This is a genomic window from Mycobacterium sp. E3251, from assembly GCF_001666835.1.
Classification (GTDB): Bacteria; Actinomycetota; Actinomycetes; order Mycobacteriales; family Mycobacteriaceae; genus Mycobacterium.
The window spans coordinates 1-19,687 of sequence record NZ_LZJF01000155.1; the positions used below are offsets into that span (position 1 = coordinate 1).

The 19,687-nt window shown below is 69.2% G+C and carries 20 protein-coding genes; 10 read left to right on the forward strand and 10 right to left on the reverse strand.

What is annotated here, in order from left to right; genetic code table 11:
- Positions 1-129: 129 nt before the first annotated feature.
- Together A5697_RS18935 and ppgK are read right to left on the reverse strand one after the other, a co-directional pair.
- On the reverse strand, positions 130-1,632 hold the full coding sequence (locus tag A5697_RS18935) for an RNA polymerase sigma factor (RefSeq protein WP_082953482.1): 1,503 nt from the start codon (positions 1,630-1,632) through the stop codon (positions 130-132).
- Between the two features lie 176 nt (positions 1,633-1,808).
- Positions 1,809-2,618, reverse strand: a complete 810-nt coding sequence (gene ppgK / locus A5697_RS18940; protein ID WP_067949930.1) for a polyphosphate--glucose phosphotransferase — start codon at positions 2,616-2,618, stop codon at positions 1,809-1,811.
- A gap of 103 nt (positions 2,619-2,721) precedes the next feature.
- Between ppgK and A5697_RS18945 the strand changes: the two genes are divergently transcribed.
- Positions 2,722-3,600 carry an inositol monophosphatase family protein gene (locus A5697_RS18945; protein ID WP_068011669.1) on the forward strand — a complete coding sequence of 293 codons (879 nt, stop codon included), beginning with the start codon at positions 2,722-2,724 and terminating at the stop codon, positions 3,598-3,600.
- 8 nt (positions 3,601-3,608) lie between these two features.
- On the opposite strand, the gene cei is transcribed toward A5697_RS18945, so the two are convergent.
- Positions 3,609-4,262 carry an envelope integrity protein Cei gene (gene cei, locus A5697_RS18950; protein ID WP_066950310.1) on the reverse strand — a complete coding sequence of 218 codons (654 nt, stop codon included), beginning with the start codon at positions 4,260-4,262 and terminating at the stop codon, positions 3,609-3,611.
- A 193-nt stretch (positions 4,263-4,455) separates the two neighbouring features.
- Here cei and A5697_RS18955 point away from each other — a divergent pair, with 193 nt between their 5' ends.
- Positions 4,456-4,758: a DUF4193 domain-containing protein gene (locus A5697_RS18955; RefSeq protein ID WP_007171590.1), complete on the forward strand. Its 303-nt coding sequence runs from the start codon at positions 4,456-4,458 to the stop codon at positions 4,756-4,758.
- A 13-nt stretch (positions 4,759-4,771) separates the two neighbouring features.
- Here the strand turns inward: A5697_RS18955 and A5697_RS18960 are convergent, their stop codons facing one another.
- Positions 4,772-5,257, reverse strand: a complete 486-nt coding sequence (locus tag A5697_RS18960) for a DUF3093 domain-containing protein (RefSeq protein WP_067944296.1) — start codon at positions 5,255-5,257, stop codon at positions 4,772-4,774.
- 25 nt (positions 5,258-5,282) lie between these two features.
- Between A5697_RS18960 and dut the strand changes: the two genes are divergently transcribed.
- Both dut and A5697_RS18970 read left to right on the forward strand, forming a co-directional pair.
- Positions 5,283-5,747 carry a dUTP diphosphatase gene (dut, locus tag A5697_RS18965; RefSeq protein ID WP_067944294.1) on the forward strand — a complete coding sequence of 155 codons (465 nt, stop codon included), beginning with the start codon at positions 5,283-5,285 and terminating at the stop codon, positions 5,745-5,747.
- Positions 5,747-6,499: a DUF3710 domain-containing protein gene (locus A5697_RS18970; RefSeq protein ID WP_068011670.1), complete on the forward strand. Its 753-nt coding sequence runs from the start codon at positions 5,747-5,749 to the stop codon at positions 6,497-6,499. Before dut ends, A5697_RS18970 begins: the two co-directional genes overlap by 1 nt.
- Before the next feature lie 10 nt (positions 6,500-6,509).
- Here A5697_RS18970 and A5697_RS18975 read toward each other — a convergent pair whose 3' ends face one another.
- Positions 6,510-7,211, reverse strand: a complete 702-nt coding sequence (locus tag A5697_RS18975) for an alpha/beta fold hydrolase (RefSeq protein ID WP_067949492.1) — start codon at positions 7,209-7,211, stop codon at positions 6,510-6,512.
- A 137-nt stretch (positions 7,212-7,348) separates the two neighbouring features.
- On the opposite strand from A5697_RS18975, the gene A5697_RS18980 reads away from it, so the two are divergent.
- Together A5697_RS18980 and A5697_RS18985 are read left to right on the forward strand one after the other, a co-directional pair.
- Positions 7,349-7,717 carry an OB-fold nucleic acid binding domain-containing protein gene (locus A5697_RS18980; RefSeq protein WP_067949493.1) on the forward strand — a complete coding sequence of 123 codons (369 nt, stop codon included), beginning with the start codon at positions 7,349-7,351 and terminating at the stop codon, positions 7,715-7,717.
- A 14-nt stretch (positions 7,718-7,731) separates the two neighbouring features.
- Positions 7,732-8,397, forward strand: coding sequence for a DUF3159 domain-containing protein (locus A5697_RS18985; protein ID WP_068011699.1), 666 nt, complete (start codon positions 7,732-7,734; stop codon positions 8,395-8,397).
- Here the strand turns inward: A5697_RS18985 and A5697_RS18990 are convergent.
- Positions 8,394-9,071, reverse strand: a complete 678-nt coding sequence (locus tag A5697_RS18990; protein ID WP_068011671.1) for a TrkA family potassium uptake protein — start codon at positions 9,069-9,071, stop codon at positions 8,394-8,396. The two genes, A5697_RS18985 and A5697_RS18990, sit on opposite strands and share 4 nt — an antisense overlap.
- Before the next feature lie 12 nt (positions 9,072-9,083).
- Positions 9,084-9,752, reverse strand: a complete 669-nt coding sequence (locus tag A5697_RS18995) for a TrkA family potassium uptake protein (RefSeq protein WP_156673364.1) — start codon at positions 9,750-9,752, stop codon at positions 9,084-9,086.
- A 128-nt stretch (positions 9,753-9,880) separates the two neighbouring features.
- Here A5697_RS18995 and A5697_RS19000 point away from each other — a divergent pair, with 128 nt between their 5' ends.
- The 4 genes from A5697_RS19000 to dxs all read left to right on the forward strand — a co-directional run bounded on the left by A5697_RS19000 (position 9,881) and on the right by dxs (position 16,695).
- A complete protein-coding gene (locus tag A5697_RS19000; protein ID WP_067949499.1) occupies positions 9,881-11,875 on the forward strand; it encodes an APC family permease in 1,995 nt (664 codons plus the stop codon).
- Positions 11,876-11,904: 29 nt separating this feature from the next.
- Positions 11,905-13,104: a class I SAM-dependent RNA methyltransferase gene (locus A5697_RS19005; RefSeq protein ID WP_068011672.1), complete on the forward strand. Its 1,200-nt coding sequence runs from the start codon at positions 11,905-11,907 to the stop codon at positions 13,102-13,104.
- A gap of 160 nt (positions 13,105-13,264) precedes the next feature.
- Positions 13,265-14,728 carry a cation:proton antiporter gene (locus tag A5697_RS19010; protein WP_068011673.1) on the forward strand — a complete coding sequence of 488 codons (1,464 nt, stop codon included), beginning with the start codon at positions 13,265-13,267 and terminating at the stop codon, positions 14,726-14,728.
- A 53-nt stretch (positions 14,729-14,781) separates the two neighbouring features.
- Complete coding sequence (gene dxs, locus A5697_RS19015) at positions 14,782-16,695, forward strand: 1-deoxy-D-xylulose-5-phosphate synthase (protein ID WP_067949513.1); 1,914 nt, start codon at positions 14,782-14,784, stop codon at positions 16,693-16,695.
- On the opposite strand, the gene A5697_RS19020 is transcribed toward dxs, so the two are convergent.
- The 3 genes from A5697_RS19020 to A5697_RS19030 all read right to left on the reverse strand — a co-directional run bounded on the left by A5697_RS19020 (position 16,692) and on the right by A5697_RS19030 (position 19,647).
- Entirely contained in the window at positions 16,692-17,990 is a 1,299-nt protein-coding gene (locus A5697_RS19020) for a ribonuclease D (protein ID WP_068011674.1), read from the reverse strand. The genes dxs and A5697_RS19020 overlap by 4 nt on opposite strands.
- 1 nt (position 17,991) lies before the next feature.
- Complete coding sequence (locus A5697_RS19025; RefSeq protein ID WP_082953484.1) at positions 17,992-18,627, reverse strand: DUF3000 domain-containing protein; 636 nt, start codon at positions 18,625-18,627, stop codon at positions 17,992-17,994.
- Positions 18,628-18,825: 198 nt separating this feature from the next.
- A complete protein-coding gene (locus tag A5697_RS19030) occupies positions 18,826-19,647 on the reverse strand; it encodes an enoyl-CoA hydratase/isomerase family protein (protein ID WP_068011675.1) in 822 nt (273 codons plus the stop codon).
- Between the last annotated feature and the right edge of the window lie 40 nt (positions 19,648-19,687).

Here is a 19,687-nt window from a genome sequence, read left to right on the forward strand (position 1 = left end):
CCTCGAATTCGGAGCCGGAGGAGACCAGTGTGCGGTTCATGCGGTCACCGTACGACGGCCGGCGCCGCCCCGCGACGGGTTTTCCGTTCGGATTCAGACCCGTTGCGCGACAGGGACGTTCGGCGGTTACTAGTCGAGGTAGTCGCGCAACACCTGGGAACGGCTGGGGTGGCGCAGCTTTGACATCGTCTTGGACTCGATCTGACGGATGCGCTCGCGGGTGACGCCGTAGACCTGGCCGATCTCGTCGAGGGTGCGGGGCTGGCCGTCGGTGAGGCCGAAGCGCAGCCGTACTACGCCGGCTTCGCGCTCCGACAGCGTCTCCAGCACGGACTGCAACTGGTCTTGCAGCAGGGTGAACGACACCGCGTCGACGGCCACCACGGCCTCGCTGTCCTCGATGAAATCACCCAACTGGCTGTCGCCCTCGTCGCCGATGGTCTGGTCCAGCGAGATCGGCTCACGGGCGTATTGCTGGATCTCCAGCACCTTTTCGGGCGTGATGTCCATTTCCTTGGCCAGCTCTTCGGGCGTGGGCTCGCGGCCCAGGTCCTGCAACAGCTCGCGCTGGATGCGGCCCAGCTTGTTGATCACCTCGACCATGTGCACCGGGATGCGGATGGTGCGGGCCTGATCGGCCATGGCGCGGGTGATGGCCTGCCGGATCCACCACGTCGCGTAGGTGGAGAACTTGTAGCCCTTGGTGTAGTCGAACTTCTCGACCGCGCGGATCAGGCCCAGGTTGCCTTCCTGAATGAGGTCGAGGAATGCCATCCCGCGGCCGGTGTACCGCTTGGCCAGCGACACCACGAGGCGCAGGTTGGCTTCCAGCAGATGGTTTTTCGCGCGGTCGCCATCGCGGCAGATCCACATCATGTCGCGGCGCTGAGCGGCGGGCAGCTTGTCGCCGCGCTCGGCCATCTCGGCCATCAGCTGCGTGGCGTACAGGCCGGCTTCGATCCGCTTCGCCAGCTCGACCTCTTCCTCGGCGTTGAGCAGCGCCACCTTGCCGATCTGCTTGAGGTACGCGCGAACCGAGTCCGCGGATGCGGTGAGTTCGGCGTCCTTGCGTGCCTGGCGCAGCGCCTCGGACTCGTCTTCGTCCCAGACGAAATCGCCGGAGGCCTTGTCCTTTTCGGAGGGCTCGGCGATCTCTTCGTCGTCATCGGCGGGAGCCGCGGCGGCGGCGGCGGCCGGGGCGGCCGCCTCCTCCTCGCTGTCATCGGGTGGGTCGACGTCGGCGTCCTCGGCGTCGACGTCTGCCGGCGCGACGTCGTCGTCCTCCAGGTCGTCCAGGCTCAGGTCGGCGGCGTCGATCTCGAGGTCTTCGCCGGGCTCGGCGTCGAGCTCCGCGTCGTCGAGGTCCTCGACGGCCTCCAGCTCGACGTCGGAATCGGCCGGCGCGCCCTTGGCCGCTTTGGTCCCGCGGCCCGAAGGCGCCTTGGCGGCGCGGGTCTTCTTCGTGTCGGCAGCGGCTCCGTCCTCGGCCGCGCGTGCCGGCGCCTTGGCGGCGCGTTTCGCGGGCGCGGAGCCGTGAGCGGCCTTGGCCGCCGATCGCTTAGCGGGGGAGGACTTCGTGGCGGTCCGTTTCACCGGCGCTTCGGTTGCCGGGCTTGCCTTGGTCGCTGCCACTTACACCCCTTCGTTTGGACTCACCTTCGGTGGGTATTGGGCATGGTTAACCGAAAGTGTCTGCTATGTCGATGTCGGCGTTGGATCAGCGTGGGTCTTTGCACGCTATCGTTCGGGCGGTCGCCGATGACCATTGTAACGACAGTGAGCGGTCCAACGGCTCTGCCGGGCGAAAATCAGTGCGTCACGTCGGAGGTGGAGGCCATGGCCGCGCCGACGATCCCGGCGGTGTTGAGCAGCGCCGCGGCCACCACCGGGGTGCGATTTTCCAGCAGCGGTAGCCACTTGTCGGCCTTGCGGCTGATGCCGCCACCGGCGATGAACAGGTCCGGCCACACCGCGTTCTCGATGGCCACCAGCACCCGGGTGACCTGCTTGGTCCACTTTTCGTAGCTCCACCCGTTCTTCTCTTTGACCGACGACGCCGCGCGCTGCTCGGCTTCTTTGCCGCCGACCTCGAGATGCCCGAACTCGGTGTTGGGTATCAGGACGCCGTTGTGGATCACCGCGGAGCCGATTCCGGTCCCGAACGTCAGCAACACGACCAGACCGGACTGATTTCTGCCCGCGCCGTAATGCTCCTCGGCCAGCCCCGCGGCATCGGCGTCGTTGAGCACCGTGACGTCCTGGCCGTCCAACTCCGCGCTGATGATGTCGCGCGCGTTGCTGCCGATCCACGATTTGTCGACGTTGGCAGCCGTCTGGACGACACCATGGGTGACCACCCCGGGATAGGTCACCCCGAGCGGGCCGGTCCAGCCGAACGCGTTGACCACCTCGGCGATGGTCTTGGCAACCGCCGGCGGCGTTGCCGGCTGCGGGGTCAACAGCTTGATCCGCTCGCCGATGAGCTGCCCGGTGTCCATGTCGACGATGCCGCCCTTGATGCCGCTGCCGCCGACGTCGATGCCGAATCCCCGACGCTGTGGGGTGCCGACGGCGGTGCCGGTGCCTGGCGTATCCGTGGTCGAGTCGGTGCTGGTCATCGAAGCTCCTGGACGTGGCTGAGGCTGTCCGCCCACCTTAGCCCGGTGGCGGTGCGCCGACGGGGCATCTGCGGGGCCGTGCCGCCTGTGATGCGATAGACCGGTGACCCGAGGAGATGACGAGCCCGCCCGGTTGCGCACGGTGGCCGAATCACTGGCCACGGAGGCCGCCGCGTTCGTGCGGCAGCGCCGCGCCGAGGTATTCGGCGCGTCCGCGGCGGGCTCGAAACATTCTGGCAGCGGCGCGGTCCGGTCGAAGAGCACCCCCACCGATCCGGTGACCGTCGTCGACACGGAGACCGAACGCCTGTTGCGGGACCGGCTGGCCGAATTACGGCCCGGCGACCCGATTCTCGGCGAGGAGGGCGGCGGCCCGGCCGACCCGGCCGGTGCCCCCGCGGGCGCGGTCACTTGGGTGCTCGATCCCATCGACGGCACGGTGAACTTCGTCTACGGCATCCCGGCGTACGCGGTGTCGGTCGGCGTGCAAGTCGAGGGCATGTCGGTGGCGGGCGCGGTCGCCGACGTCGTCGCGGGCCGGGTGTACTCGGCCGCCATCGGTCTGGGCGCGCATGTCGTCGACGATCAGGGGGTGCGGCCGCTGCGGTGCGCCACGGTCGACGATTTGTCGATGGCGCTGCTGGGCACGGGCTTCGGGTACTCGCGGCAGCGGCGGGCGACGCAGGCGGCGCTGTTGGCGCGGCTGCTTCCCGTGGTCCGCGACGTCCGCCGGATCGGTTCGGCGGCACTGGATCTGTGCATGGTCGCGGCGGGCCGGCTCGACGCGTTCTACGAGCACGGCCTGCAGCCGTGGGATTGCGCCGCCGGTGCGCTGATCGCGGCCGAGGCGGGGGCGCGGGTTTCCTTGCCCGCGAACGACATTGAAGGCGCCGGGCTGGTGCTGGCCGCCGCGCCGGGAATCGCCGACGCGCTGCTGGCCGCCTTGGACGAAATCGACGGCCTGGACCCGATCCTCGATTGAGGCCGCGCTCAGCAGCTGCTGGCGTGAATCTTCGTGAGCAGCGCGGGGTCTGACGGCTCGGTGGCGCCGGGGCGCAGCGTGGCCAGCACGGCATCGATGTCGTCGTTGTGGGCCAGGGCGGTGAAGTCCGTACCCAACGCCAGGTCGACTGAGTCGTCGGCGCGACTGTCGTTGAACAACTCCATGCACGGCGCCACCAACCAGACCGCCGCCGCGGTGGCCTGCCCGGCCGTACCGAAGCGGATCTGGCCCTGGCAGGTCAGCCGCGTGCCGGCATACAGGGGATCGTTCGCGGCCGTCGGCTGGGCAAACCCGAGGTCCTTCAGGGCGCCTGAGACGTCACCGGCCTGCCCGCCCCGCCCGCTGGCGTTGAGCACGCGGACCTTGGTGTCGCTGAGTTTGGCGGGTGTGACGTCCATCATCGCGCTTCGCGACACCTGCTCACCGAGCTGCGCCGGCGCCCCCGATCCGGCCCCTTTCGGCGGCGGGTTGCACACCGCGACCTCGTGCACCTTCGCCGGCCGGGTCAGCGCGATCGTCCACACCACGGCCGTCACCACCACGAGGAAAACGACCACGACGATGGCGGGGCGGGGATTGCGTCGCCGGAAGGGCCGACCGTGCTTGTCGAAAGCGGTACCCTCGGTGATTTGTGCGACCACAGGTGCACTCTAGTCGCACCCTAAACGCACTGTTCAAAGGCGAACGCAAGGGCCAAGATGGGTGTGTGACGTAAATCACACATAACCGGACCGCTATCCGGGCACGAATCATTTGGTGGATGCGTTCGACGCTGGTACAAAGCGATGCCTGATAAACGAGGCATGAAGAGGCAACAGGGCAGGGGAAACAGATATGCCTACCGACTACGACGCTCCACGGCGCACCGAGACCGACGATGTCTCGGAAGATTCGCTGGAGGAGCTCAAAGCCCGACGCAACGAGGCGGCCTCGGCCGTGGTGGACGTCGACGAATCCGAAACCGCTGAGTCTTTCGAGCTGCCCGGCGCCGACCTGTCCGGGGAAGAGTTGTCGGTGCGCGTCATTCCGAAGCAGGCCGACGAGTTCACCTGCTCGAGCTGTTTTTTGGTGCAACACCGCAGCCGGCTGGCCAGCGAGAAGAACGGCCTGATGATCTGTACCGACTGCGCGGCCTGAGCGGGTTTCGGGATCAGCTGCGCAATGCCGACAGCACCCGCTCGGGGTGGCGGCAACTCACCAGCCAGTACGGCGTCGGGTCGTCCGGGTCGTCGAGGACGACCAGGATCATCGGCCCGATCCACGCCCGATGCAACACGTAAGCCGCTGGGTCGAGTTGGCGGCCCAGGGCCGCGGATTTGGCCGACGGGGCGACCGCGGCGGATCGGGCGATCACGGTGACCGGCAGGTGCGCCTCGCCGGCCCACAATTCGACCCCACCCGGCACGTTCGGGTCGGCGGTCACCCGGATCTCGACGCGGCCCAGCCACAACAGGCCTCCGGCCGCCACCGCGAAAAGCGTTGCGTACGGCAGCCAGGAAGGCCGGGGGGCGACGCCCATGTTGACTTCGAAGGCGATCAGCCCCGCCAGCCCCAAGGCGAGCGGCCACCACCACCATGGCACCCACAGTCGTTCGCGATATCGCACACTGTGCGGCGCGACGCGCGTACCGGACACGCAGTCAAGGGTAATCTGTGGCCCCGTGTCGACCAGTCTCGCCATCGTCCGTCTTGATCCCGAGCTTCCACTGCCCACGCGCGCTCACCAAGGCGACGCCGGCGTGGACCTCTACAGCGCGGAAGATCTCAAGCTGGAACCCGGGCGACGCGCCCTGGTTCGCACGGGCGTGGCCGTCGCGATCCCGTTCGGGATGGTCGGGTTGGTGCACCCGCGTTCGGGATTGGCGTCGCGCGTGGGGCTTTCGATCGTCAACAGTCCGGGAACCATCGACGCGGGTTATCGCGGCGAGATCAAGGTCGCGCTGATCAACCTAGATCCCGCCGAGCCCATCGTGGTGCACCGTGGCGACCGCATCGCCCAGCTGCTCGTGCAGCGGGTCGAGCTGGTCGAGCTGGTCGAGGTGTCGTCGTTCGACGAGGCCGGGCTGGCCGACACATCCCGTGGCGACGGTGGCCACGGTTCCTCCGGCGGACATGCGAGTTTGTGATGGCACTTAACAGAAGCAATGACGACCGCGACGAGCCGGTCGACGCGGCACCCGCCGCCGACCCGATCGACGAGGAGTTCGACGAAGAACTCGAGGGCCCGTTCGACATCGACGATTTCGAGGACCCGTCGGTCGCCGAGGTAGCGCGCCTGGACCTCGGCTCGGTGCTCATTCCGATGCCGGAGGCGGGCCAGCTGCAGGTCGAACTGACCGAGACCGGCGTTCCCAGCGCCGTGTGGGTCGTCACGCCCAACGGCCGCTTCACCATCGCGGCCTACGCGGCACCGAAGACGGGCGGCCTGTGGCGTGAAGTGGCCGGCGAACTCGCGGATTCGCTCCGCAAGGACTCGGCCAAAGTCAGCATCAAGGACGGCCCCTGGGGCCGCGAGGTGGTCGGCTCCGCCTCCGGTGCGGTGCGCTTCATCGGGGTCGACGGCTACCGCTGGATGATCCGCTGCGTGATCAACGGCCCCCACGAGACCATGGAAGCCCTCGAGCAGGAGGCGCGGGCGGCGTTGGCGGACACCGTGGTTCGCCGCGGTGACACACCGCTTCCGGTGCGCACGCCGTTGACTGTGCAGCTGCCCGAGCCGATGGCGCAGCAATTGCGGGAAGCCGCGGCCGCCCAGCAGGCCGAGGCGCAACAGGCCCAGCAACAAGACGACGCGCAGGAGGGGTCAAACCAGCCGGCGGCCCGCCGCAGCGTCGACGGCTCGGCCATGCAGCAGCTGCGCACCACCACCGGCGGCTGAACCGAAACCGCTAGCTCAGCTCGGCGAGAGCGGCCAGGCACGCCGCGCCCAGCGCGGCGGGGTCCGAGCCGATCTGGTCGAGCGTGACCGTCCGCAGCGCCGCCCGCGGCGCGGCCTCAACCCATTCCACGCCGACCTGCAGTGGGTGGATGGGATCGTCGACGGCGGACGCCACAGCCAGTGGCACGGCCAGCCGGGCCAGCTCGGCGTGGTTGGGCGCCACGTGGCCGGCGGCTTCGTCCATGGCGTCGGGCAGTTGTGGCCACTGGGCGCGCCACGAGCGCGCCAGCTCGTCGGCCAGCCACGGCGGGCTGGACGCCCGCATCTGGTTGGTCGTCGCCTCCAGTCCGTCGGCGCGGAGCTGCGCTGCCGTATGCCGCGCCGCAAGGGCCGCGGGCGCCGTTTCGGGTTCCCCGGCCCAGGCCGGCAGCGCGGCCAGGACGGCGACCGTCCGGGCCGGGTGCGCCAGTGCCCAGGCGACCGCGACCGCCGCGCCGATCGAGACGCCGCCGACGGCTATCGGGCCCGTGCGCGCGGCGGCGTCCAACGCGGACACGTAGCCGTCGATCAGCCGATCCGGGTTGGGCGGCGGGGTCACCAGAACGGCGCCGGCCTCGCGCAGTGGGCCCGAAAACGCCCGGCGAACGTAGTCGTCGTCGGACCCCGTGCCGGGCAGCAAGACGGTCGTCACACCCCGCAGATCGACAGCCATCCCCTGATATTGCCCCGGCGTTCATCTGCGCCCAACATCGGTGTTTGAGTCGGTTGGCGCGTGGGAACCAACAGGTCTACGGTGTCCGTTGGCATAAATGGAAGCGCCAAGGCTTATCGGCATTGTCAGGAGGGGCCATGGGGGCCCAAGGATATCTGCGCCGGCTCACCCGCCGCTTGACGGAGGCACCGGAGCAACGCGACTCGGAGGAGTTGTCCGACGAGGTCGCACTTACCGGCGCGCAACGAGTCATCGACTGCGAGCGCGGCCAAGAGGTCACGATGGTCGGCACGCTGCGAAGCGTGGAATGTAACGGCAAGGCCTGTGCGGGCGGTGTCCGCGCCGAGCTGTTCGACGGCACCGACACCGTCACTTTGGTCTGGTTGGGGCAGCGCCGGATACCCGGCATCGACTCGGGCCGCAAGCTGCGGGTACGCGGCCGGCTGGGCAAGCTGGAGAACGGAACCAAGGCCATCTACAACCCGCACTACGAAATTCAGCGGTGACCCAACCCGGCGATTTGGGGTCGAGTTCGGGACCCCACGAGTCGGGCGCTGCTGAGCGCGCGACCGTCAACCGCGTCACGGCCGAACGTCTACTGCGCCAGGCGGGCGGGGTCAGCGGCGTCATCTATTCTTCGCTGCCCGTTGTGATCTTCGTCATTGCGTCGAGCCTGTCGGGCTTGTTGGCGGCCATCGCCTCCGCGTTGAGCGCGGCCGCGCTGGTCCTGGTGTGGCGCCTGATCCGCCGCGATTCAGTACAGCCGGCCCTCTCGGGATTCTTCGGCGTGGCGATCTGCGCGCTCATCGCCTACATCGTGGGGGAGTCCAAGGGCTACTTCCTACTGGGCATTTGGATGTCGCTGGTGTGGGCGGTGGTCGTCGCGGTGTCGGTCGTCATGCGGCGGCCGCTGGTCGGCTACGTGTGGACCTGGGCCACCGGGCGGGGCCACGGCTGGCGCGATGTTCCGCGCGCCGTCCACGCGTTCGACCTCGCCTCGGTCTGCTGGGTGCTGGTGTTCGCCGCGCGGTTCGTGGTCCAGGGCCTGCTCTACAACGCCGACCAGACCGGCTGGCTGGCCGTCGCACGCATCGCTATGGGGTGGCCGCTGACCGTGGCGGCCGCGCTCGCGACGTACCTGGCGATCAAGTCCGCGCAGCGTTCCATGCTCGCGGTCGGCGACTAGCCGTCGAGCGGCGGGCCGTCCGGCAGCAGGAGCTTGCGCAGGTCCTCTTCGACCTCGGCGACCGCGACGAAGAGCAGTTCGTCGCCGCCCTCCAGCGGCTCGTCCGCCTCGGGCACGATCACCCGCGGACCGCGCAGGATCGTGACCAGCGAGGCGTCCCGGGGCAGTTGCAGGCGGCGCACCGGCTTGCCGCCCCAGGGCGTGTCGTCGGGCAGGGTGATCTCGACGAGGTTGGCCTGCCCGCGGCGGAATTCCATGAGCCGCACCAGATCACCGACCGCGACGGCCTCTTCGATGAGCGAGGCGAGCATGCGCGGCGTGGACACCGCCACGTCCACGCCCCAGGCGTCGGTGAACAGCCACTCGTTGCGGGGATCGTTGACCCGGGCCACGACCCGGGGCACCGCGAACTCGGTCTTGGCCAGCAGGCTGAGCACGACGTTGGCCTTGTCGTCGCCGGTCGCGGCGACCACCACGTCGAAGTCCTGCAGATGCACCGATTCCAGCAGGCTCAGCTCGCAGGCGTCGCCGAGCCGCCAGTGCGCGGCGGGGATGGCGTCGACGTCGACGTGATCGGGGTTGCGCTCGATGAGCGTCACGTCGTGGCCGTTGCCGATGAGTTCGCGACTGACGGAGCGGCCGACCGCGCCGGCCCCGGCGACAGCTACCTTCATGTTCGCCGCTCCTTAACCGAGGTCTTCACTGGGGGGCATGGCCGCGATGGCGATCGCCTCGGCGGCGCGCCCGGAGATCGCGGCGACGTAGACCTGATCGCCGGCCTGGATGACGGATTTCGGTTCCGGCAATACGCCTGCACCGAACCGGATCAGGAACGCCACGCGGGCGCCGGTGGCCTGCTCGAGATCGGTGACGCGCTGCCCGATCCACTCCTCGTGCAGGACGACCTCGGCGACAACCACCGTGCCGGTCGGGTCCCGCCATTTCGCGGTCTCGGTGTCGCGCAGCAGCGCGTTCAGCAGGCGATCGGTGGTCCAGGGCACGGTGGCGATGGTGGGGATGCCGAGGCGTTCGTAGACCTCGGCCCGCTTGGCGTCGTAGATCCGGGCGACAACCCGCTTGACGCCGAAGGTCTCCCGGGCCAGCCGCGCCGAGATGATGTTCGAGTTATCACCGGACGACACGGCGGCGAACGCGTCCGCCTCCTCGATGCCGGCCCGCAGCAATACGTCCCGGTCGAACCCCTGCCCCAACACCCGCTCCCCGGCGTACTCGGGGCTGAGCCGGTTGAACGCGGTGCTGTCGCGGTCGATGACCGCGACGTCGTGGCCGATCCGCGATAGCCCGTCGGCCACGGAGGAACCGACGCGGCCACAGCCCATCACCACTACTCGCACTTTCCGATCCTCTCGGCCGCGTCCTGCGCCCCGATCGGCAACCCACGTCGGCCAGCCGATTTCGGGTCGGCAAACATTCTCGCCTACGAAGCTACCGCCAAACCCTTGTGGGCTTACTCTTGGCTCTCGTGTCCAAACTTTCAACCGCAGCGCGTCGGTTGCTAATTGGCCGGCCGTTTCGCAGCGACCGGCTGAGTCACACCCTGCTGCCCAAGCGGATCGCCTTGCCGGTGTTCGCCTCCGACGCGTTGTCATCGGTGGCGTACGCGCCCGAAGAGGTCTTCCTGATGCTCTCGGTGGCCGGCCTGTCCGCGTACGCGTTGACGCCCTGGATCGGTCTCGCCGTGGCCGCGGTGATGTTGGTCGTGGTGGCCAGCTACCGGCAGAACGTGCACGCCTACCCGTCGGGCGGCGGCGACTTCGAGGTGGTCACCACCAACCTCGGTGACACCGCAGGCCTGGTGGTCGCGAGCGCCCTGATGGTGGATTACGTTCTGACTGTTGCCGTTTCGACGGCGTCGGCGATGTCTAACATCGGCTCCGCCATCCCGCTGGTGGCCCAGCACAAGGTGTGGTTCTGCGTGGCCGCGATCCTGCTGGTGATGGCGTTGAACCTGCGCGGCATCCGGGAGTCCGGGGTGGCGTTCGCCATTCCGACCTACGCGTTCATCATCGGCGTCTTCATCATGATCGGCTGGGGCCTGTTCCGGATCTTCGTGCTGGGCAACCCGCTGCGCGCGGAGTCGGCCGGCTTCCAGATGCACGCCGAGCACGGCCAGGTCGTCGGCTTCGCACTGGCATTCCTGGTGGCGCGGTCCTTCTCCTCGGGCTGCGCGGCGCTGACCGGTGTGGAGGCCATCAGCAATGGCGTCCCGGCTTTCGAGAAGCCCAAGTCGCGCAACGCGGCGACGACGTTGCTGATGCTGGGGGCGATCGCGGTGGCCCTGCTGATGGGCATCATCGTGCTGGCCCAGCAGATCCGCGTCCAGCTGGTCGAGGATCCCGCCACGCAACTGGCCGGCGCCCCGCCGGGCTACTACCAGAAAACCCTGGTCACCCAGCTGGCGGAAACGGTGTTCGGCAGCTTCCACATCGGCTTCCTGCTGATCGCCACGGTGACCGCGCTCATCCTGGTGCTGGCAGCCAACACCGCGTTCAACGGCTTCCCGGTGCTCGGCTCGGTGCTGGCGCAGCACAGTTACCTGCCGCGCCAGCTGCACACCCGCGGGGACCGGTTGGCGTTCTCCAACGGGATCCTGTTCCTGTCCGGTGCGGCGCTGCTGGCGATCATCGCGTTCCGCGCCGAGGTCACCGCCCTGATCCAGCTGTACATCGTGGGCGTGTTCATTTCGTTCACCCTGAGCCAGATCGGCATGGTGCGGCACTGGACTCGATTGCTGCGCACCGAGACCGATCCGCGGGCGCGGCGCAAGATGATGCGCTCCCGGGTCGTCAATACCGTCGGATTGCTCTCCACCGGCGCGGTTTTGTTGGTCGTCCTGGTGACGAAGTTCGTCGCCGGCGCGTGGATCGCGCTTTTCGCCATGGGCTTGCTGTTCGGGATGATGAAGATGATCCACCGCCACTACGGCACCGTCAGCCGGGAACTGGAGGAGCAGGCCGCCGCCCAGCACGATGTGGTGTTGCCCAGCCGCAATCACGCGCTGGTGCTGGTGTCCAAGCTGCATCTCCCGACGCTGCGCGCGCTGGCCTACGCCAGGGCGACGCGCCCCGATGCGCTCGAGGCGCTCACGGTCAGCGTGGACGACGGGGAAACCCGCGAGTTGGTGCACCAGTGGGAGGAAAGCGACATCAGCGTGCCGCTGAAGGTCATCGCCTCGCCGTATCGCGAAATCACCCGGCCCATACTGGATTACGTCAAGCGCGTCAGCAAGGAATCGCCGCGCACCGTCGTCACCGTGTTCATTCCCGAGTACGTGGTGGGCCATTGGTGGGAGCAGGTGTTGCACAACCAGAGCGCGCTGCGGCTCAAGGGCCGGCTGTTGTTCATGCCCAACGTGATGGTGACTTCTGTTCCGTGGCAACTGAATTCGTCGGAACGGCTGCAGACGCTGCAGCACCACGTGGCCCCGGGGGACACTCGTCGGGGAATCTTCGATTGACCCGCGAATCCCCCCGCGCACCCGCCGCGGTGGCGCCCCCGCACGAGGAGCTGACGTTGGTCACCGGCGCCCCGGCGAACGGCGGCAGCTGCGTGGCGCACCACGAGGGACGCGTGGTGTTCGTCCGCTACGCGTTGCCGGGTGAGCGGGTGCGGGTCCGGGTCACCGCCGACCGTGGATCTTATTGGCACGCCGAGGTTGTCGAGGTGCTCGAGCCTTCGGCCGACCGCGTCGAGTCGCTGTGCCCGATCGCCGGGGTGGATGGCGCCGGGTGCTGTGACTTGGCGTTCGCCGCCCCGGAGGCGGCCCGCGCGATCAAGGCGCAAGTGGTGGCCAATCAACTGGAGCGGCTGGGCGGACACCGCTGGGATGGCGGGGCGGAACCGCTCCCGGGCTCCGGGCCGACGGGTTGGCGCACTCGGGTCCGGCTCGACGTGGGCGCCGACCGCCGCGCCGGGTTTCACCGGTATCACAGCGACGAGCTGGTGACCGACCTGCGCTGCGCGCAATTGCCGGCCGGCATGCTCGACGGGATCGCCGAATCCGAGTGGCCGCCGGCCGCTCAGCTGCACGTCGTCGTGGACGACGACGGTGCCCGCCACGTGGTGCGCACGCTGCGGCAGGGCAAAAAGACCGCGACCAAGGTCGTCGAGGGCAGCTACGAGGCGGTGCAGCGGGTCGACGGCCGCAGCTGGCAGATCCCGGTGACGGCCTTCTGGCAGGCGCACCGCGGCGCGGCCATCGTGTACAGCCGCCTGGTCGCCGACTGGGCGCAGCCGGACACCGGCGCGACCGCATGGGATCTGTACGGCGGCGCCGGCGTTTTCGCCGCGGCGCTCGGGGCCGCGGTCGGGGAGTCCGGTCGGGTGCTGAGCGTCGATACCTCGCGCGCGGCCACCCGCGCCGCCCGGGCGGCGCTGGACGACCTGCCGCAGGTGCAGGTCGTCACCGACTCGGTGCGGCGGGTGCTCAACGCGCAGCGATCCAGCGCCTCAACAGCAGATGTGGCGGTGCTGGATCCGCCGCGTGCGGGGGCCGGGCGCGAAATCGTCGATCTGCTGGCCGCGGCCGGTGTCCCGCGTATAGTGCACATCGGTTGCGAGGCCGCGTCTTTCGCCCGTGACATCGGGCTCTACCTCGGCCGCGGCTACGCCGTCGAGAAGATCAAGGTGTTCGATGCGTTCCCGCTCACGCATCACACCGAATGCGTCGCGCTGCTGACCCGTTAGCGATTAGAGGAAGGGCGCCGCAGCCGATAGACTCCGTCACGGTGTGCCGGGAAGTCTGGTCGGCGATGTCCTTGTCGACCGACCGAGAGGCTTAGGTGCCTACCACCGAAGTGCGGGCCGCGCCCGTCGATGTGTCCAGCGGTAGGGGACCGCGGCCATCGTGACGGAAACTCTTCGCTACGCGCTGATCATTTTGTTCTGCAGCGCAGTCGGTTTGGTCGCGGTCCTGGCGAACCGCCTCACCGAACGGGTGAAGATCCCGGTGCCCCTGCTCGTGCTGGTCGGGGCCGCCGTGGCGGTGCACGCGGTGCCGGCGGTGCAGTCTCCGTCCGAGCCGACCGTCGAGCGGGTGATCACCATCGCGCTGGTGTTGGTGTTGTTCGACGGCGGCATGCACATCGGACCATCGCGGTTCCGCGCGGCGGTCGTCCCGATCCTGTCGTTGGGCGTGGTGGGAACCGCCCTCACCGCCGCTGGGGCGGCGCTGGTGGTGCACTACGCATTCGGGATCGGCTGGTTCCCCGCGGTACTCGTCGCCACGGCGGTGGCCCCTACCGATCCGGCCGTGGTCTTCTCCGTCCTGGGCAAACGCGAGATCAGGGGGCGCAGCAGCACCATCCTCGAGGGCGAGTCCGGCGCCAACGACCCGGTCGGCATCTCCCTGATGTCCAGCCTGATCGCCGCCGGTGGCCTCAGTGCGGCCGGATTCGCCGATGTGGGAACGCAATTCGCTCTCCAGATGGTGGTCGGACTGGCCGTCGGGGTGATCGGCGGCCGGGCCCTGCTCGTCTTCATGCGCCGGGTCGCCCTGCCGAGCGAGGGCCTCTACTCGCTGCGCACGCTGGCGTCGTGCCTGATGCTGTACGGCATCGCCACGCTCGCGCACGGCTCGGGTTTCCTGGCCGTATTCGTCGCCGGCATCGTGATCGGCGACGCCCGCGCGCCGTACAAGCCGGAGATCAAGCGGTTCCACGCCGCCCTGGCCGGTCTGGCCGAAATCGTCGCGTTCGCGTTCCTCGGGCTGACCGTCGACATCAACGTGCTCGCCCATCCGGAGGTGTGGATTCCCGGCGTCGCCCTCGGTGTCGCGCTGACATTGGTGATCCGGCCGCTGGCGGTGGGCTCCTGCCTGGTTCCCGTCCGGCTGCAGCGAAACGAACGCATCTTCATCATGTTCGCCGGGCTCAAGGGCGCGGTGCCGATCCTGCTGGGCGAGTTGCTGCGCGCCGCGCACGTCCCCGACGCCGAACGCCTCTACGGCATCGTGGTCGTGGTCGTGATCTTCTCGGTGCTGGTGCAGGGCAGCTCGGTGCCCGGCGTCGCGAACCTGCTGCGGCTGCCCATGCGGACCGTGGAGACCCAGCCTTGGGAGATCGGCGTCCGGCTGGCGGACGAACCGCACGGGGCCCATCGCTTCAGCGTTGCGAAGGGGTCCGCCGCGGAGGGCTACACGGTCGAGGGGCTCGGTGACCGGGTCGGCGACATCTGGGTGAGCATCGTGGTTCGCACCACCGGTCTGGTCCCGGTCCGCGGCGACACCAAACTTCAGGCCGGCGACGAGGTCGTCATCCTGGCGGATCCCGAACTCCACGACACCCTGGCCGAGCTGTTCGGGCCCGCGTAGGCCGGCTACCTCGGGTCGCTGCTGTTCCTGCGGTGGCTGCGTAGACTATCGGGATGCTGGAACAGATCCGCGGGCCCGCTGATCTGCAACACCTGTCCCAACAGCAGCTGCGTGAACTGGCCGCCGAGATTCGTCAGTTCCTGATCCACAAGGTCGCTGCGACCGGGGGACACCTCGGGCCCAACCTCGGCGTCGTCGAACTGACGCTGGCGCTGCATCGTGTGTTCGACTCGCCGCACGACCCGATCGTCTTCGACACCGGTCACCAGGCATACGTCCACAAGATGCTGACCGGACGCGCGCAGGACTTCGAGAGCCTGCGCAAAAAGGGCGGGCTGTCCGGCTATCCGTCGCGCGCGGAGAGCGAACACGACTGGGTCGAGTCCAGCCACGCCAGCGCGGCGCTGTCCTACGCCGACGGCCTGGCCAAGGCGTTCGAGCTGACCGGCCACCGCAACCGGCACGTGGTCGCCGTGGTCGGCGACGGCGCGCTCACCGGCGGCATGTGCTGGGAGGCGCTGAACAACATCGCGGCGTCGAAGCGGCCGGTGATCATTGTGGTCAACGACAACGGCCGCAGCTACGCACCGACGATCGGCGGCGTCGCCGACCATCTGGCCACTCTGCGGCTGCAGCCGGCCTACGAGCAGGCCCTGGAGAAGGGCCGCGACGCGGTGCGCTCGCTGCCGTTCTTCGGCGAGCTCGCCTACCGGTTCATGCACAGTGTCAAGGCCGGCATCAAGGACTCCCTGTCCCCGCAGCTGCTGTTCACCGACCTCGGCCTGAAGTACGTGGGGCCGGTCGACGGACACGACGAACGCGCCGTGGAGATGGCCTTGCGCCACGCGCGTGGCTTCGGCCGGCCGGTGATCGTGCACGTCGTCACCCGCAAGGGCATGGGTTTCGGTCCCGCGGAGGACGACGAGGCCGAGCAGATGCATTCCTGCGGCGTCATCGATCCGGTCACCGGCCAGGCCACCAAGGTCGCCGGTCCCGGTTGGACCGCCACCTTCTCCGACGCGCTGATCGGCTACGCGAAAAAGCGCCGCGACATCGTGGCCATCACCGCGGCGATGCCCGGCCCGACGGGGCTGAGCGCCTTCGGGCAACAGTTCCCGGATCGCCTCTTCGACGTCGGCATCGCCGAGCAGCACGCGCTGACGTCGGCGGCCGGCCTGGCGATGGGCGGCATGCACCCGGTGGTGGCCATCTATTCGACGTTCCTCAACCGGGCCTTCGACCAGATCATGATGGACGTGGCGCTGCACAAGCTGCCCGTCACCATGGTGCTCGACCGGGCCGGGATCACGGGTTCGGACGGCGCCAGCCACAACGGCATGTGGGACATGTCGATGCTGGGCATCGTGCCCGGCATGCGGGTCGCCGCGCCCCGCGACGCCACCCGGTTACGCGAGGAACTCGGCGAGGCGCTTGACGTCAATGACGGGCCGACGGCGCTCCGCTTCCCCAAAGGCGATGTGGGCGAAGACATTCCGGCGCTCGAGCGACGCTCGGGTGTGGACGTGCTCGCGCTGCCGGCCGCCGGACTCAACCACGACGTGCTCCTGGTGGGCGTCGGCGCGTTCGTCCCGATGGCGCTCGAGGTCGCCAAGCGGCTGCACAACCAGGGGATCGGCGTGACGGTGATCGACCCGCGTTGGGTGCTGCCGGTGTCCGAGGCTGTCATCGAGCTCGCCGCGCAGCACAAGCTGGTCGTCACGTGCGAGGACAACGGTGTCAACGGCGGCATCGGGTCGGCGGTGTCCGCGGCTCTGCGGCGCGCGGAGATCGACGTGCCGTGCCGCGACGTCGGCTTGCCGCAGCGGTTCTACGAGCACGCCTCGCGGGGAGAGCTGCTGGCCGACCTGGGGCTCACCGATCAGGACGTGGCCCGCCGCATCACGGGGTGGGTCGCCGCGCTGGGTAACGCCGTCACCGAAGCCGAGATCCGCGAGCACCTCGACTAGTCGGTTTCGGCCTCCGGCTCGTCGGGTGGTTGCAACGCCCGAGCGAGCACGGGATCCACCAATTCGCGCTGCCATGATCGGGCCTGCCCGGCCCGCAGAAACGTATCGACGGCCTCCAAAGGGTCGGGGGCGGGCTCCCAGTCCCAGCACAGCCGTCGCACCAGGTCGGGCGAGACCAGGTTCTCGGTGGGGACGTGCACCCGCTCAGACACCTCGGACAGCGCCGCACGCGCCGCCTCCAGCCGCGCGGCCGCCTCCGGTTTGCGCCTGCTCCACCGCGCCGCCGGCGGTGGCCCGTTCGGCGCTTCGGCATCGACGGGCGGGTTCTTGGTTTGCCGCGCCGCCTCCAGCGCACCCAACCACGTGGCGGCGCTGCGACGCTGATTGCGCCCACCGAACACCGGCAAGGCGGTGAGGTCCTCGATGGTCTTCGGGTCGGCGATAGCGGCCTCGATGATGGCCGAGTCCGGCAGGATGCGTCGGGGCGCGATGTCGCGGCGCTCGGCGATGCGGTCGCGCGTCAACCACAGCTCGCGGACCGCCGCCAGGCCGCGCTGGTCGCGCACCCGATGGATCCCCGACGTCCGCCGCCACCGGTCCCGCCGCGTCGCCGCGCTGGGCTCCTTGGCGCCCGCCACCCGTAGGTAATCGAATTCCTCTGCGGCCCAACCGGTTTTGCGTTGCTCGGCCAGCACGTCGGCGATCGCGGCTCGCAGTTCAATGAGCAGTTCCACATCCAGCGCCGCGTAATTGAGCCATTCGCTCGGCAGCGGGCGTTTGGACCAATCGGCCGCACCATGCCCCTTGGCCAACCCGGACCCGAGCAGCCGCTCCACCATGGTCGCGAGGTTCACCCGCTCGAAGCCGGCCAGCCGCCCCGCGAGCTCGGTGTCGTACAGCGCGGGCGGCCGCAGGCCGACCTCCGCGAGGCAGGGCAGGTCCTGGTCGGCCGAATGCAGGATCCATTCGTCGTCGCTGAGCACCTCGGCAACGGGCCGCAGTGCCTCGAGCGGGTCGGCGCCGTGGCTGACGGGGTCGATGAGCACCGTGCCCGCGCCGGCCCGCCGGATCTGAATCAGGTAGGCCCGGTTGGAGTACCGGAAACCCGACGCCCGCTCGGCGTCCACCGCAAACGGTCCGCGACCGCTGTCCAGGAACTCCGCCGCCTCCTGGATCTGGCGGACGGTCACCGAGAGGTCCGGAATCCCTTCGGCCGGGTGCAGCAGGGGCGTCGGCGCGGGTTCGATGTCTTCGGGTGCCGCGCTGCCGGCCCCATGGGCCGCCGGTTCGCACATGTCAGGCGCGTGACCGCGAGCTCAGATCGGTGACGCCCGTCGGCGGGAGACCCGCCGCGTGTTCCAGTACCTCGCAGAAGGCCTCGACATGGACGCCGACCTGCGGCGTGGTCGCCGTCCACGACGCCCGCAGCTCCAACTGGTGGGCGCGCGGCGGCCCCGAGATGTCGCCGTAGCGCACCGAGGTGGTGGCGGTGACCGTGCCGCCGAGGGCGGTGACCTGCTCCATCCGAGACTCCAGCGCGTCGACCAGCCAGCTCCACGCCACCTCCGGCAGCAGGGGGTCGACGGCCTCGCTGGGATCGAGGTCGGCCTGGATGTAGGCGACCAGGCGGATGGTGCCGTCCCACGCGTCGGCGCCTTCCGGGTCGTACAGCAGGATCAGGCGGCCGAAGGCGTCGCCGTCGGATCGCTCGGGCACGATTTCGCGGTCGGGATGCTTGACCTCGGCCCCCAGCGCGTAGCTGTAGGGCGCCAGGCGTTGCGGCGGGCGAATGGGGCCCAGCTCGATTTCCGCTCGGACGGTGACGCCGTTCATCGCCGCTACCGCCTCGCGGAATGGCTCCGGTTCAGCTGAGGTCACTTGGCGCCGCTCCTGTTCATCCCGGCCACTCTGCGTCGGCGCGGCGTACGTCATGAGCGCCGCTCCTCCACATCGCTGCCATCCCCCACAAGCGGGTGGGGGAACCTCCCACTCGAGGGGGCGTGCCCCCACTGCATCGTCGCGGTACGGGTCACAGCGTCCGACGGTAGACCTATCGGCCGACACGCGGAACCAGGCGCGCCGACCGCTACCAACCCGTTACCCGACCCCATGGGCCGGTATCGCCCCTGCTCAGGAGGCATTTCCGCCGGTAAATCGGGCCGGCCGCTTCTCGCGGTGCGCGGCCAGCCCTTCCTGAACGTCGGGACCGCTGAAGCTCAGGAATTCCAGGCCGAGCGAGGTCTCGAAGGTGGGCGCGAACATGCGGTACCAGGAGTTGAGGCTGTGCTTGGTCCACCGGATGGCGTTCTGCGCGCCGCGGGCCAGATCCTCGGCGATCCGCGTCGCCGTGGACAGCACGTCGTCGTCGTCGACGCAGGTGGACACCAGGCCGATCCGCTCGGCTTCCTCGCCGAGCAGCGTCTCGCAGGTGAGCAGGTAGTACTTGGCCTTGGCCATGCCGACCAGCAGCGGCCAGCAGATCGCGGCGTGATCGCCGGCGGCCACGCCCAGCTTGGTGTGCCCGTCGATGAGCTTCGCGGTGCGGCCCGCCACCGAGACGTCGGCGAGCAGGGCCACCACCAGCCCCGCCCCGACGGCCGGGCCCCGGATCGCCGAGACGACGGGTTTGTCGAAGTTGACCATGTTGAGCACCAGGTCGCGCGCCTCCCGCATGATGCGCATGCGGCCCTCGTAGTCGCCGATGGTTTCGGCGATCAGGTCGAAGCTGCCGCCGGAGGAGAAGGCCTTGCCCTCGCCGCGGACCAGCACGACGCGCACGTCGGGGTCGCGGGCGATCGCCGGCCAGATGTCGGCCAGGTCCCGGTGCATCTGCGGCCCGACCGAATTGAGGCCCGGGGCGTCGAGAACCAGCGTCAGGATGCCGTTGTCGCCGACCTCGCAGCGCAGGCTGGGGAACTCGTCGTAATTCACGGGCGGGTGGCTGACTGGCACGGTCGTCGATATTACGCAGCAGCACCCTCGTGGCAGCATT

Excerpts from the sequence above, each read along its gene's own strand:
- ppgK (WP_067949930.1), bottom strand. The coding sequence starts at position 2,618 with ATGACCAGCACCGACTCGACCACGGATACGCCAGGCACCGGCACCGCC.
- A5697_RS18955 (WP_007171590.1), top strand. The coding sequence starts at position 4,456 with ATGCCTACCGACTACGACGCTCCACGGCGCACCGAGACCGACGATGTC.
- A5697_RS18970 (WP_068011670.1), top strand. The coding sequence starts at position 5,747 with ATGGCACTTAACAGAAGCAATGACGACCGCGACGAGCCGGTCGACGCG.
- A5697_RS18975 (WP_067949492.1), bottom strand. The coding sequence starts at position 7,211 with ATGGCTGTCGATCTGCGGGGTGTGACGACCGTCTTGCTGCCCGGCACG.
- A5697_RS18980 (WP_067949493.1), top strand. The coding sequence starts at position 7,349 with ATGGGGGCCCAAGGATATCTGCGCCGGCTCACCCGCCGCTTGACGGAG.
- A5697_RS18990 (WP_068011671.1), bottom strand. The coding sequence starts at position 9,071 with ATGAAGGTAGCTGTCGCCGGGGCCGGCGCGGTCGGCCGCTCCGTCAGT.
- dxs (WP_067949513.1), top strand. The coding sequence starts at position 14,782 with ATGCTGGAACAGATCCGCGGGCCCGCTGATCTGCAACACCTGTCCCAA.
- A5697_RS19020 (WP_068011674.1), bottom strand. The coding sequence starts at position 17,990 with ATGTGCGAACCGGCGGCCCATGGGGCCGGCAGCGCGGCACCCGAAGAC.
- A5697_RS19025 (WP_082953484.1), bottom strand. The coding sequence starts at position 18,627 with ATGACGTACGCCGCGCCGACGCAGAGTGGCCGGGATGAACAGGAGCGG.